Annotated in this window: 8 protein-coding genes; 4 read left to right on the top strand and 4 right to left on the bottom strand. The window is 73.2% G+C overall.

Going from position 1 to position 14,453, the window contains the following annotated elements; translation table 11 throughout:
• Positions 1–19 precede the first annotated feature (19 nt).
• Complete coding sequence (locus OG617_RS07345; RefSeq protein WP_405099851.1) at positions 20–577, top strand: hypothetical protein; 558 nt, start codon at positions 20–22, stop codon at positions 575–577.
• A gap of 289 nt (positions 578–866) precedes the next feature.
• Positions 867–2,747 carry a propionyl-CoA synthetase gene (locus OG617_RS07340; RefSeq protein WP_405099849.1) on the top strand — a complete coding sequence of 627 codons (1,881 nt, stop codon included), beginning with the start codon at positions 867–869 and terminating at the stop codon, positions 2,745–2,747.
• A gap of 74 nt (positions 2,748–2,821) precedes the next feature.
• On the opposite strand, the gene OG617_RS07335 is transcribed toward OG617_RS07340, so the two are convergent.
• Positions 2,822–5,605, bottom strand: a complete 2,784-nt coding sequence (locus OG617_RS07335) for an Hsp70 family protein (RefSeq protein WP_405099847.1) — start codon at positions 5,603–5,605, stop codon at positions 2,822–2,824.
• Positions 5,606–5,966: 361 nt separating this feature from the next.
• Positions 5,967–6,470, bottom strand: a complete 504-nt coding sequence (locus OG617_RS07330; RefSeq protein WP_405099845.1) for a Pycsar system effector family protein — start codon at positions 6,468–6,470, stop codon at positions 5,967–5,969.
• Between the two features lie 338 nt (positions 6,471–6,808).
• On the opposite strand from OG617_RS07330, the gene OG617_RS07325 reads away from it, so the two are divergent.
• Both OG617_RS07325 and OG617_RS07320 read left to right on the top strand, forming a co-directional pair.
• Complete coding sequence (locus tag OG617_RS07325; RefSeq protein WP_405099843.1) at positions 6,809–11,371, top strand: hypothetical protein; 4,563 nt, start codon at positions 6,809–6,811, stop codon at positions 11,369–11,371.
• 12 nt (positions 11,372–11,383) lie between these two features.
• Positions 11,384–12,850 carry an ATP-binding protein gene (locus OG617_RS07320; RefSeq protein WP_405099841.1) on the top strand — a complete coding sequence of 489 codons (1,467 nt, stop codon included), beginning with the start codon at positions 11,384–11,386 and terminating at the stop codon, positions 12,848–12,850.
• 51 nt (positions 12,851–12,901) lie between these two features.
• Here the strand turns inward: OG617_RS07320 and OG617_RS07315 are convergent, their stop codons facing one another.
• Both OG617_RS07315 and OG617_RS07310 read right to left on the bottom strand, forming a co-directional pair.
• A complete protein-coding gene (locus OG617_RS07315; RefSeq protein WP_405099839.1) occupies positions 12,902–13,918 on the bottom strand; it encodes a caspase domain-containing protein in 1,017 nt (338 codons plus the stop codon).
• A complete protein-coding gene (locus OG617_RS07310; RefSeq protein WP_405099837.1) occupies positions 13,902–14,303 on the bottom strand; it encodes an effector-associated constant component EACC1 in 402 nt (133 codons plus the stop codon). Before OG617_RS07310 ends, OG617_RS07315 begins: the two co-directional genes overlap by 17 nt.
• Positions 14,304–14,453 lie beyond the last annotated feature (150 nt).

Raw genomic sequence — 14,453 nt, 5'->3', positions numbered from 1 at the left:
CGTCAGGGGAGGACACGAGATGGCAGACCAGACACAGCCGTGGGCGGAGCGGACCGTCGAGGTGTCGCCGCAACCGGGTGTCGGGGTGCCGCCGCAGCGCGACGCCTTCCGCCGGGGGGTGGCCTCCGTGGGGCAGCCGCGCCCTCCACGTACGGAACCGTTCCCCACGGTCGACCAGGGCGGGCACGACGGGCACGACGGGCTCTGGTCCGGCGACGTGCCGGCGCCGCGCCGCCCGTTGAGCTGGCACCTGGCCCAGTTGCGGCTCGGCGGCGAGTGGAGCGCCGCAGGTGCCCTGTTCGCCTTCGTCTGCTGGGGCATCTGGGCCATCTCCGGGCGGGGCGACCTCGGCGCACCGCTGCTCACCTTCGTGCTGAGCCTGCTGGTGGCGGCCGGCCTGTTCGGGCTGTCCCGGCTGCTCGGCCGGGTGATCTGGGAGCGGCAGCTCGGGCGGATCCGGCGCAGCGCGCGGGGCGCCCACATCGTGACGGCGGTCTTCCTGGTGGGCCTGGGGGTCGCCTACCTCCAGCAGACCGAGTGGGTGGTCTCCGCCTGGAACTGGGTCACCGGCAACTGACCCCCGGTCGGGCCGGGGCCGCACCGGTGTGGTGGTCCTGCGCCCGGGCGGGTCGGCGCGGAGCCGCCCGCCCGGGCATCGGAGTCGCGGTCCGCCGCGACGCCGGCCGTTCCTCACCAGGCGGCGCTGCTTACCCGCCCCACGGGGCTTCATCCGTGGCGGGCGCCGGCAGCTGACAACCGTGGGGTCGGCCGTCCGGTCCGCCGTTCGGCGATCCGGCAGGTGCGTCCGGCGCATCGGAGCGGGCCGGCCATCGTGCCGGCCGGGCGGCACGCCCCACCATGGCGGGATGGGTGCGTATCAAGCAGCGTACGAGCGGAGCATCGCCGACCCGACCGCCTTCTGGCGGGACGCGGCGGCGGACATCGACTGGCACCGGCCGCCGGAGCGGATCCTCGACGACGGCCGGGCCCCGCTGTACCGCTGGTTCCCCGACGGGGAGCTGAACACCTGCCACAACGCCCTGGACCGGCACGTGGCGGCGGGACGCGGCGACCAGCCCGCGCTGATCCACGACAGCCCGGTCACCGGCACGACCCGCACGTACACGTACGCCGAGCTGTGCGACGCGACCGCCCGGTTCGCCGGGGCCCTGCGCCGGTTGGGGGTCGGCCGGGGCGACCGGGTGCTGCTCTACCTGGCGATGGTCCCCGAGGCGGTGATCGCCATGCTGGCCTGCGCCCGGATCGGCGCCGTGCACTCCGTGGTGTTCGGCGGCTTCGCCGCCCACGAGCTGGCGGTCCGCGTCGACGATGCCCGGCCGAAGGTGGTGGTGGCCACCTCGTGCGGGATCGAGGTGGACCGGATCGTGCCCTACCACCCGATCCTCGACGCGGCGCTGGCGGAGGCCGAGCACGCCCCCGAGGCCTGCGTCATCGTGCAGCGCCCCCAGCACCCCGCGCCGCTCACCCCCGGCCGGGACCTGACCTGGGACGAAGCCCTCGACGGCGCCGAGCCGGCCGACTGCGTCCCGGTCGCCGCCACCGACCCGCTCTACGTCCTCTACACGTCCGGCACGACGGGCCGCCCGAAGGGCGTGGTCCGGGACAACGGCGGCCACGCGGTCGCGCTGCGCTGGTCGATGACCAACGTCTTCGGCATCGGGCCCGGCGACGTGTTCTGGGCCGCCTCCGACGTCGGCTGGGTGGTCGGCCACTCCTACATCGTGTACGGCCCGCTGCTCACCGGGGCGACGACGGTGCTCTACGAGGGCAAGCCGGTCGGCACCCCGGACGCGGGCGCGTTCTGGCGGGTCGTGTCGCAGCACCGGGTCGCCGCCCTGTTCACCGCCCCCACCGCGATCCGGGCGATCCGGCGGCAGGACCCGGACGGCACCCGGATCGGCCGGTACGACCTGTCCAGCCTCCGGACGCTGTTCCTGGCCGGCGAGCGCCTAGACCCCGACACCTTCGCCTGGGCCGGTGCGCGGCTGAGGGTGCCCGTGGTGGACAACTGGTGGCAGACCGAGACCGGGTGGCCGGTGGCGGCGAACCCGCGCGGGCTGGAGCCGCTGCCGATCAAGGCAGGCTCGCCGTCGGTGCCCGTCCCCGGGTACGACGTGCGGGTGGTGGACCCGCGGGGCGTGGAGGTGCCGGCGGGCGTCGACGGCTCGATCGTGATCAGGCTGCCGCTGCCCCCGGGCTGCCTGCCCACCCTCTGGGGCGACGACGAGCGCTACGTCCGGTCATACCTGAGCACCTTCCCCGGCCACTACCTGACCGGCGACGGCGGCCGGTTCGACGACGACGGCTACCTGTACGTGATGGGCCGCACCGACGACGTGATCAACGTGGCCGGGCACCGGCTTTCCACCGGGGCGATGGAGGAGGTGCTGGCCGGCCACCCGGCGGTGGCCGAGTGCGCCGTCATCGGCGTGGCGGACCAGCTCAAGGGCCAGGTGCCCAGCGGGTACGTGGTGCTCAAGGCCGGCGTCGAGGCGGACCCGGACGTCCTCGCCGCCGAGCTGGTCACCCGGGTGCGGGAGCGGATCGGCCCGGTCGCCGCGTTCCGTCGGGTCACCGTCGTGCCGGCCCTGCCGAAGACCCGCTCCGGCAAGATCCTGCGCCGGACGATGCGGGGCCTGGTGGAGGGGCGCGACGAGCCGGTACCGGCCACCATCGACGACCCGGCCACGCTCGGCTTCTTCCGCAACCTGGCCGCCGCCGACTGACGCCCGCCCCGCCGGGAACGTGTGCCCGGCCGAGGCTCAGGCTCAGGCTCAGGCGGGGGCGGGGCGGGGGCGGGTCAGGGCGCGGGGGCGAAACGGTACAGCACGAAGTCCTTGTCCGCGCCGCAGAGCAGCACGCTGGTGTCCCACGAGCAGGACGCGCTGCGGATGTCCTTGGCCTCGCCCAGCTCGGTCGGGTCGGCGACGCCGACTGGCATCGCGGCGACGCTGCGGTCCCCCTCGCTGGCGCTCAGCGGGTCGGCGAAGATCAGGACGTTACCGGCGTTCAGCCGGACCGCCGTCCCGTCGCGGTCCCGCAGCACCGCCTTGCCCTTTGGGTCGAAGATGGTCGACGTCGACTCGGGGTACTGCCGTCGGACGATCAGGTGCTCGCCCACGGGCACCAGTTCCTTCGCCCCCGGCGTCGCCCACTGTCGCGTCCCGGCGCCCTCGGTGGCCGCCACCACCTCGGAGCGGTCCGCGTCGCCGGACGGCGTCTCCAGCAGGCACGCCCGGTGCTCGCCGCAGGCCACCAGCGCCTCCGCCCGCCGCCCCTCGTCCGAGCTGTGCAGGATCGTCGGCTCGGTGACCCGAGTCAGGTCGTACCCGAGCAGCCGGTACCGGCCGGCGCCGCTGTCGTCGACCACGTACAGCCGGTCCTCGTGGGCGACCACGAGGTCGTCCCAGTCGGCGACGCCCGTCCAGTTCCGCAGCAAGGTCCCGCTGTCCAGGTCGATCAGCCGGACCGAGCGGTCCGCGCCGATCTGCACGAGCCGGTCGACCTTCCCGTGCCACGGGTCGCGAGGAGTGCCGTCGGCGTACGCCGGGCCGCCGGCCCCCTCATCGGTGCCCACCGGCAGCACGGTGCTGCGGGTGTTGCCCGACTCGTCGCGCGTGTTGGGCTTGTTCCAGGCCTCCGTGCCGTTGCCCATCCGCAGGCCGACGAGCTTCTGCCCGGCCCGGTCGACCAGCACCGCCACGTCGGTGCCGAAGATCACCCGATCCTCGTCCCGGATCGTTCTGGCCCACCGCTGTTCCCCGGACGCGGCGTCGCGCACCACCAGCTCGCCGGGCGTCTCGGCGCCGATCGGGTCGGAGAAGGCCGCCACCGCGCCGGGCACGGCGCGGATCCCCTCCCACCGCTGCGACACCTGCGTCGTCTGCCTGCGCCACCGCTCCCTGCCGGTCTCCGCGTCGACCGCCACGATCTCCAGCCGGTCGTCCGGCAGCGGGTATGCCGCGTAGCCGGTGTCGCCGAGCAGCGCGGTGAAAATCTCCGCCGGCCGGTCCGTCCCGGCGGTGACGCGCTTGACCTCGGTCAGGTTCTTCTGGAACTCCAGCCCCGGGTAGCGGTCCCGGGTGTACCACAGGGCGACGCCGCCGGCCACCCCGGCGAGGGCGAGCACCGCCGCGACCGTGATCCACAGCACCCGCCGCCGGGGGGCGGCCGGCGGTGCCGGCGTACCGGAGACGGGCACGCCCCACGCGGCGTCCGGCGCCCAATGCGTCCCGGGCCGCCCGGCGGGCGCGGTCGGTGGCAGCCCCGGCCCGGCGACTGCGGTCGGCGGTAGCCCTGGCCCGGCGGCTGCGGTCGGTGGCAGCCCCGGCCCGCCGTCGACCCAGGTGGGTGGCAGGCCGCCGGCTCCGGCCGCCGCAGGCGCGGCCGCCGGTACGCCCCCGGCGCCACCCGCCGGCGCGGCCGGCGCCGCCTGTCGTGGCGGGCGGGGGGTCGGCAGGTCCGTCAGCGCGCCCTCGGCCACCGGCAGTTCCGGCTGCTCCAGCACGGTCGGCGCGACGCCCAACTCGGCGTGCAGCATCCGGGCCACCAGCGGCATCCGGGTCGGGCCGCCCACCAGGAACAGGCCGGCGAGCCGATCGGGGGTGAGGCCGGCGGCGGCGATCACCCGCCGGGTCTCGGCCACGGCCCGGGCCACCAGCGGGGTGGCCACCCGCTCCAGGTCCTCCCGGGTGAGCTGGACGACCTCCTGCGACCCCGGCACGACCACCGGCGCGACCGGGGCCCGGGACAGCATCTCCCGCGCCTCGCGGACGCCCTCCCGGAGCCGGTGCAGGTCCCGCCGCTGCCCGGCGTCGGCCGGCTGGGTCAGCGCGGCCCACCGCGCCGGGTCGGTCGCGGACACCAGCTCGCCGAGCCGGCTCGTCAGGGCGGCGTCCAGGTCGAGCCCGCCGAGGTCGGGCACGCCCCCGGTGGCGGTCACGGCGAAGCCGGAGTCGCCCCACGGGTCGGCGCCCTCGTTGCGCAGCACCGCCACGTCCAGGGTGCCGCCGCCCAGGTCGAACACGGCGATGGAGCCGCCGACCGGCACCGGCCGGCGCAGCACCTGGGCGTAGTAGCGGGCGGCGGCGACGGGCTCGCGCAGCAGCCGGGTGCCGAGCGGGGTGGGGCCGGAGAGGGTGTGCTCGGCCGCCTGCGGCCAGCCCGCCCGCAGCAGAGCTTCGGCGAGGACCTGCCGCCGGGCGTCGTCCCAGGACGCCGGGCAGGTCAGCACCGCCGGGGGAAGGAAGCCGACTGTGGCGACCGCGGTCTGGCCCACCGCGTGCAGGATCGCGGCCAGCAGGTCGGCTGGGGCGTACTCGCGGTCGCCGAGCGGCACGGAGGGGGAGTCGATCAGGCGTTTCGGGTTCGGCTCGTAGCGGCCCGGGTCGGCCTGCGCCAGCCGCTGCGCGTCCCGGCCGACGTGCAGGCGCCCGTCGGTGTCGGCGTACACGCCGGAGGGGATGACCGGCTGCCCGTCGACGAGCAGCGGCCGGGTCCGCCCGTCCGGCCAGCGGAGCACGGCCACGGTGTTGGACGTGCCGAGGTCGACGCCGAGGGCGAAGCCCTCGTGCTGGGCTGCCATCTGCCGTTACCTCCGCCGGGGACGAGGGGATGTCCGGCTACGCATCGTACGCAGCCCGGACTCCGGGGCGGTGAGGTGCCGACGGAGGTGGCGGGTGGACGCCGCCCGGATCCGCCCGCGTCGTTCCACCGACCCGGGAAGGTCCCTCTTGACGGGGAAGCAGCACCATCGTCTCCAGGGCGGCCCGCTCCACCGACTTCAGCGCGTCGGCGCTGTATTTCTCGTAGGTGGCCGGCCGGCCGTACCCGACGAGCATCTTTGGCACGGCACGGACGAGTCCCTGGCCGCCGGAGCCCAAATCGTCAGTGGTCCGAACGACTCGGCCGAAACGGGACTGACCTCAGGCTTCGGAGCACGGCGATCAGCCGCCCAGGGCCCCCAGAACGCCCGCGCAGACGATTACCAGAATGGCTCCGGCGGTGAAGCGGATCCCCCAGTTGAGGTGCCGGTACTTGCGTCGCGCGACCAGGCTGTTCGCCCACACCAGGCTGGCCACCTGCCGGCGCAACGCCTCCTTGTCGGTGATCAGCGCGGTGAACTCCTCGACGAACGACGACTCACTCGCCTCGAACTCCGTGGCGACGTGGTGGAAGTACAGCAGCGACCGCTGCTGGTCGGTCACCACGGACCGGGGCGCGACGGCGATGACGTTGAATGCGAGGCTGCCGGCGAGGAGCCCGGTTGCGACCAGCAGCAGAGCTGTGACGAACGGTTGGCGGTCGAAAAGGCCCGGCGTCTGCACGCGTAGCGTGATCAGCCCGATCAACGCGCCGTTGAGGGTCAGGATCAGGCTTGCTTTCGTGTCGGCATGCCGGAGCCAATCATTGGCGTGCTGCAGTACCATCCACGGATCCTCTTGCTCCACGCCGTCAGGCTAATCGAGAACGGCCGGCGGCCGGTAGGTCGTCTGAATCACCTGTCTCATTGGCTACGAATGGTTGACGCGCCTCGGCGTCGACGGTCGACAGCAATCCGGACGTCGATCGCCGGTGCCGGGTTCCCGGCACACCCCACACCAGGGTCTCGGCCTGCTCGGTGGCGCGGGGGCCAGCTCGACGAGCCGGGGAGGTGGCTTCCCGCGCCGGCCGGAAGAGCCTCGGGTGTCGGCCATTACTGTCGGCTTTGCGCTTGACACTGCTGCCGTGGTCCGGGCTAGCTGATAGGCAGATCATGTGCCCGGCCAACGTTCGACTGTGGAGTGTGATGGACGCTGACTTTGTCCAGTCGGTCGCGCGGGTCGGCGACCACGTCGAGGTCCGTCTCATCACCGGTGACCCGTTCGTCGGTCAGCTCGTGGAGCTGACGCTCAACCGGCTCGTACTCCAGGAGCCGGACGGCGGGCGGAGCGTCCTGGCCCTCGCGGGCATCCTCGGGCTGCGAACCCTGGTGGATACGCCCCCGGCCGAGCCCACCCCGGCGGCACCGCCGGCCGGGCCCGTCCCGCCGGCGCAGCCGGTCGAGCCCACCCCGGCGGCACCGCCGGCGGTGCCGGCTGCCGAGCCCATCCCGGCGGCGGTGCCGGCTGCCGAGCCCACTCCGGCGGCGGTGCCGGTGGCCCTGCCGGCGCCCGCCCCGCGACCGACACCGGCCGCAGGTGACCCCGTCCCGCAGGCCGCCGTCGAGCAACCCCCGATGCAGGCGATGCCCGCGGCCGGGGACGGCCGGCCCGCCGCGCCGGTCGAGGCGGCCGCCGCCTCCACCGCGGTCACCTCGGACCTGGCCCTGCGCGCCGTGGCCTCGATGCCGGTGGACGTGTCCTTCGACATCGACGTTCCGCGGGACCAGTACAGCGGTCTGCACGCCGAGTACCAGCGGTACCGCAACGCGGCGAACATCAACGAGCTGGCACCCAAGTTCGGCCGGCTGGGCCAGATCGCGACGGGCCTGCGCCGGATCCTCACCGCGGACCCGGTCAACGGCGACCTGTACCACCTGATCGGGGTCATCGAGCTGCTCAATGCCGCCCCGGCGACCGCCCAGCAGTACTTCGCCACCGCGGCGGACCTCACCGCCGACCCGGACAGCTGGCGGCTGCTGGCCGTCGCCGCGGCGAAGAACGCGGACAGCGACGCCGTGGTGTACGCCCTGCTCCGGTACTTCCGCAACATCACCCCCATGATCGACTCGGCGGCCTGGCACGCGTTGTTGGGCGTGCTGGACGCGGCCGGCTCCCGGGCGCCCCTGGGCGACCTGCTCCTCGCCCCCAACCTGCCGCCCATCACCCGGCGGGCGGTGGAGGAGGCCCGTCCCGGCGACGTGACGCCGGAGCCCTGCGCCCGCCCCGAGGGGGCGCAGCCGCGTCCGATCCGGTTCCGAGCCGCAGGTTTCCCACCGGCCGCCCGGCCGGGTGTGCCGGGGCGCCCCGGCACACCCGGCCGGCTCCTGCCCACCCCACGCCGCGCCGTGGAGAAGCCGCCCGATCCAGCGCCCCGGGCCCCCGCCGCGCCCGCGCGGGCGGCCAGCGACCACTTCGCCCGCGCAGATCACCTGAACAAGAAGAAGCGCGACTTCGACGGGGCGAAGGCCGCGTACCGGGACGAGATCCGTTCGGGCGGGCCGAAGCGCGAGAGCGCGGTGAAGGACCTCGCCTGGCTGATCAAACGGCTCGACGGCGCGGAGGCCGCGCTGCGGATCCTGGAGGTCGAGTTCCCCGGGGTGGTGCCGCCCGGCGACTCCCTGGACAACATCCTGATCGATTTCTACATCGCCGCCGGAAGGTACCGCGACGCGCTGGAGGCGTTGCACCGCCAGCTCGCCTCCCGGGACCCGTCCAGTTCCAAGGGACGGCACCTGCTCCACCAGATCGCGTTCGTGAAGTTCTCCGCCGGGCAGGACTCGATCCCCGAGTGGAAGACACTGCTCGACGCCACCCCGGCGAACCCCGCCGTCCGGCGTGGCCTGGCCATGGCGTACGTGCAGCAGCAGACGTCGGCGAGCCTGGACGAGGCCGAGAACCTGATCCGCGACGACAGCACCGACCGGGCGGACGACATCCGCCGCCAGGTCGCCGCGATCCGCCAGGGTAACGAGCTGTCCCTCAGCACACCCAAGTTCATCGACCGCCTGTTCACCTCGGCCCTGGTGGCCTACGTGATGGATCGGTACTCCGAGCAGGCGGCCGGGATCAAGGACCAGCGCAAGCGGGAGAAAAAGCAGCCGATCTTCCGCGACGCGACGCGGCTCGCCGACAACGCCGGGCACTCGCGGGGGTACCAGCGGGAGAACAGCGCCGACGGCTACATCTCCGCCGCGGCCATCCTGCGGGAGTACGGCGCCAACGGGCGCGACGACGACGAGGACAAGCTGCACGGCTGGCTGTGCAGCGGCCTCACGGCGCTGGCCGACCTGGTGCTGGACCGGCAGGCCAGCGAGGCCGCCCGGGACCTGTACTGCGAGGCGCTGGCCGCCTCCGAGCGGCTGCGAAACCCCGCCCGGGGCGGCGACGCCCGGTTGGCCATCGTCCGGTTCTTCCTCTCCCTCGACGGGCGGCCGGCGCTGAGCTGGCGCGACTCCACCCCCGACGGCGCACCCATCGACGAGGTCGTCGCGCCGATCCTGCGCGAGAAGCTCGACCAGTACGGCAACGCCATCTTCCCGCTGGTGGCGCAGCTCGTCGCCCAGACGGACGTGGCGGCCGAGCGGGTCACCGCGGTCATCCACGACGACCCGGAGCTGCGCGCCGCTGCGGCCAGGTACCTCGCCGACCGCGGCTACCTCGACGGCGACCTGCTCGACGACTGGCCCGACGAGCACCCGTCGGGCCGGCCGACCTTCGAGGTGATGCGCGAGGCGTGGCAGCGGTACGGCGCGGCCTGGGGGCGGGAGCAGCGACGGAAGGTCGCCGCCCTGGCGCCCCTGCACGAGCTGACGATCGCCGAGGACGTCATCAAGACCGCGCTGGTCAGGCTCTCCGAGGTGCGTCCAGAGGTCGACTCGGACAGCGAGAGCCTCAGCCGGATCGAAGACGCCCTGCGCGAGCTGCTCCAGTTCATCTACGCCGAGTCCTTCGAGGAGCGCGACGCCTCGCTGCGCCGGGTGACGGACACCATGAAGGGGGTACGCAGCGAGGTGGCGAAGGCGCCCACCAGCTTCGCGGTCGAGGGCGTCGACCCCGTCGCCGTCCGCATCGCCTCGCTGGTGGAGCAGGCGCAGGAGCACCTGCTGGCCGAGCGCCGCCCCAAGCCGGACCTGGCGCTCGCGCTGGCCGAGAGCAACCGCGACCAGCACGGGCTGGTCACGGTGCAGATCGAGATCCGCAACAAGGAGGGCATGGCCCCGCTGGAGTCCGGGGAGCTGCGGATCCGCAGCGAGCCGGACCTGTTCATCCCCCAGGACGAGGTGCTGCGGCTGACCAGCGCGGTGAGCGGCGGGCAGCACCGGGTGCTGGTGGTGAAGCTGCGGGTCAGCGACAGCGGGGTCCGGGCCGGCGCCTTCTCGCTGCCGGTGACCCTGCTGTACCGGTCCCGCTCCGACGACGAGTACGACCAGGTGGAGGCGAGCCTGGCCGTCCAGCTCGCCGACCCGTCGAAGTTCGAGGAGATCCACAACCCGTTCTTCCAGGGCTCGACGGGCGCCCCGGTGCAGGACCCGGAGATGTTCTTCGGCCGGGAGGAGCTGCTCGACAACATCGAACGCCGGCTCCGGCTCGCCCCGGTGCCGGGCACCGGCGTGGCGATCTTCGGCCAGAAGCGGGCCGGCAAGTCCTCCATCCGGTTCCGGCTGATCGACCGGCTCAGCGAGCGGCGGGCGTCCAACAACCTGATCGTGGTCGACCTCGGCAACATCGGCAGCTTCAACCCCGAGAGCGGCCCCGCCGGCCGGGGCCCGCACGCCCTGCTCGGCCAGCTGCTCTGGGAGATCCTCAACCGGACGGGCCGCAAACTGCTCGAGGACCCGGCCGGCGCCGGCCGGCCCCGCCTGGCAGCAGACGTCACCCGGGAACAGTTCGCCGCCAGCCCGCAGCCGGTGGTGGACTTCATCTCCATCATCGAGGACTACTTCGCCACGCTCGACCGGCCACCACACGTCGTCGTCCTGATCGACGAGTTCCAGTACTTCGACGAGTGGATCCGCAACCGCCTGCTGCCGCAGTCGTTCATGCAGGCGCTGAAGGCGATCATCGAACGGCGCGTCTTCCACCTCGTCGTGGTGGGCCAGGACGCGCTGGAACGGGTGATCCGCGAGCACGCCAACGTCTTCGTGGTGTTCGCCCGGGAACGGGTCACCTACCTCGACGACATCAACGCCCGGAAGCTGATCGAGCTACCCATCCTCATCGGGGGCCGGGACGGGCACAGCCGGTACCGGCAGCACGCCGTGGACCGGATCGTCGAGCTGACCGGGGGCAGCGCCTTCTACATCCAGAAGTTCTGCTTCTCCCTGGTCGAGCAGATGAACCTCAACCGGGCCCCGCTGGTCACCGAGGCCGACGTGGAACTCGTCCGGGAACAACTGCTGGACTCGCTCGGCGAGGAGGACTTCGACAACCTGGAGACCGCCGGCTACACCGAACCGGACGCCCCCACCGCCGAGCACTTCCGCCCCGTCCTGCTGGCCGTGGCGGTCGCCTCCCGTCAGGGCCTGGCCACCATCGAACGGGTGCAGGCCGTCTACCGGGGCACCGCCAACCTCACCGAGCTGCTGAACGACCTGGTGATCCGGGACGTCGTCCGGAAGGAAGGGGGCGCGTACCGGATCGTCGTCCGCCTCTACCAGGACTGGCTGCTGATGCACCACGTCGGGGCGTCCATCGAGCTCGGGCGCTAGGGCCCGGTTGCCATGACGGTCAATCCGTACCTCGGCGTCGGGCAGGCGGCCACCGCCGGGCGGTTCGTCGGCCGGCAGGACCTGCTGCGCCTGTTGGAGAACTGCTGGCGGGGCCCGCGCCCGGCCAACCTGAGCCTCCAGGGCAACCACCGGATGGGCAAGACCAGCGTGGTACGCCGCGCCCAGGAACTGTTCGCGGCCGACCGCCCCGACCTGCTCGTGGTCTACCTCAGCGTCGCGTCGTACGAGAGCGGCGCCGACGTGTTCCGGGCCGTCGTCGGCCGGGTGCGCCAGGAGGCCGAGCGACTCAACCAGCCGGGGGACGGCGCGCCCCCCGACTGGCTCGCCGGCCTCACCGACATCGAGCTGTCGGTGCACAGCAGCATCGAGTGGCTGGACCTGAAGGAGTGCTTCGAGGCGTTCTTCACCGCCCTGTACCGCGTCGGCGTCGGCGTCGGCGTCATCCTCGACGAGTTCGACCAGGCGGAGGCATTCCGGCGCGTCGAGTTCCAGCTCCTGCGGGACCTGGTCAGCGAGAAGAACTACTCCGTCGGGCTGGTGACCCTGTCCCGCCGGTCGATCAAGTCGATCGAGCTGGCCGCCGTGGCCCACTCGACGCTGGACGGAGTGATGGGGATGAGACGGCCGGTCGGCCCATTCCGGGACGCCGAGGTCGCCGCCATGCTGGCCCGGGCCGACGACGCCGGCGTCGACCTCACCGCCCTGCGGCCGGAGATCGTCCGGCGGGCCGGGAACCACCCGTACCTGATCGAGTTGTTCTGCCACGAACTCGTGGAGACGCACCTGACCGACCGGCTGGACGCGGAACTGGCCTGGGAGCAGGTGGAAGCGCAGTTCCGCGACCAGTTCACCCGTTCGATCACGAACCTCAACGCGGACACCGGCGGGCGCGGGGGAGACCTGCTGTACCAGGTGCTCACCCGGACCTACCTGACGATCGACTCACAGGACATCGCGCTGCTGCGCCGGCTGGGCCTCGTCCGCCCCGACGGGGTCACGGTGGCGCTGCTGTCCCCGGAATTCGCCCAGCAGGTACGCCGCATGGTGCTGACCGGTTCGCTGCACGGCTGGTGGATCGACCGGGACCTGGCGCTGCGCGTCCACGTCCGGGAGCGGCTGACCCGCTCGTGGGGTGAGGGCTGGGGCGCGGAGCTGAGCCGGCGGGCCGGTGGCGCGGCGGTCGCCGCTGGGCGCTGGCACGGCGGGCCGGAGGGCGTCCCACTCGTCCCGGCCGACCGGCTCGACCCGCTCGACCGCCTGGACACCGCCGAAGTCATCGAACTCGTGCTGCTGAACTGGAACCTGTTCGAGTCCCACCTCGGCGGTGACCCGACCGTCTGGAAGGAACGCGCGGAAGCGGTTACGCAGGCCCGGCAGGCCGCCGATCACGGCAACCCGCTGGACGCTGACCTGCGCCGCCGGGCCGAACGCAGCCTCGACGGGTTGCCGGAGGCCTGACCGGGCCGGTCTTCTGGCCGGCGAGGAAGACAGACGCGTGCCCTCGGCGTCCTACACGCCCTCGGCGAGCCGCCACAGCGCGGCGGCCTCCGAGTGCCGATTCGCGCGACGCAGTTGCCGGATGCGCTGGCGTAGCGCCTCGGGCTCCTGGTCGACCGCTGCATCGCGAAGCGTCGCCGCCGCACCCGGGAAGTTGCCCACGCGCTGCAGCAGTCGGGCGCGCTCGGTCGCCGGGACGGCGAACCGCCGGAGGACGGGCCCGCCCCGCCCCGCGTCGTCGCCGTCGCCGGAGGAGGCGGCGGCGGGCGCTGACCAGGCCCGGTTGCGGGCCAGGGCCAGGTCCCCGATCGAGTTGCGGCTGCGCTGCTGAGGGACCGGCCAGCGTTTCCCGGCCAGGACCGCGGCCAGGTGGCGGTAGAGCGTGTGTAGGTCGAGCAGTTCGGGACCGTCGGCGACACCTTCTTCCAGGGCGGTGATCAGCTCACCGGTGAAGGCGGTGTACCGCGCGCCGGGCGGCGCCTTCGCCGTCTCCGACTCGGCGCAGGCGGTCAGCACGTAGGCCCCGTTGACCTCGGTGAGCGCGGCCACGTCGATGCTCGCCGGTGCCGGCCCCATGTCACCGGCCAGTGCCAGCGCCGAGTAGCAGCAGTCCAGGAGGACCACCCGGCGGGCGGCGGCCGGGGTGGGGTCCGTGAGTCCCCGACGGATGTGGTCGAAGGACAGCGCCCGCCACCACTGGTCGAGATTCTCGGCGCCGGGCAGGGCGAGGATGAGCTCCCCGGTCAGGACGTTCGTCAGACCGTGACCGGCGTAGTAGACGAGCAGGGTGTCGGTGGCCTCCCGGGCGGCCGAGCGCAGCGCCTCCATCACGGCACCGAGCGGGTCCGGGCCGGTCAGGTCCGGCACGAGGATGTTCTCGGCGGGCAACCCCCACACCGCTGGGTCGGCGAACAGCCGGCGCAGCGCGTTGACGTTCTCGCTCACCGCTGGCAGGGGCGGCAGCGAGTCGTACGCCGGCACTCCCACCAGTACCGCTCGGGAGGCGGCCGGGTCAGCGAGCGTTGCCATCGGAGGTCACCCCGGCCGCGGCGGGATCCGCCGCCTCGAGCAGTTCGACCACGCCCTCGGCCGTGGAGTCGTCGTCGATGGCGATGGACCTGCCCGACCGCCCCAGCAGCACGACGATCGGATCCCCGGAGCCGCCCCGCTGTTGCTTCTGCGCCTTCCGGAACGCCACGATCGAGGTGATCAGGCTGGCCAGCGCGATGCTGTTGGAGAGAATGACGTTGATCGTCTCCAGCGAGCCGCCGCTCATTTCCCCGTCGATCGGTGTCCCGGCGGCCGGCGAGAGCCGCGCGTGCCGGGCGAGTTGCCGGTCGCGGGCGAGCCAACGGTAGAGCGTCGTCGCCTCGGTCCCCGCTGGATCGTTGTCGATTCTGAGCCACAGTTTCATTGCGCCTCCCGGCTTCGACCACGTGTGATCCAGGCTAGCCGAGGCAGACCAACGGGGGCGGTTCCGAAGGCCGTGGGAGATCCGGGCCGAGTGACTGATCTCCGACTCTTGTCACGTCGGTGCCCGTTTCTGACCGACAACCATGTGGGT

The organism is Micromonospora sp. NBC_01412, assembly GCF_045040215.1.
Lineage (GTDB): Bacteria > Actinomycetota > Actinomycetes > Mycobacteriales > Micromonosporaceae > Micromonospora > Micromonospora rubida.
This window is presented reverse-complemented; position numbering and strand designations above follow the sequence as displayed.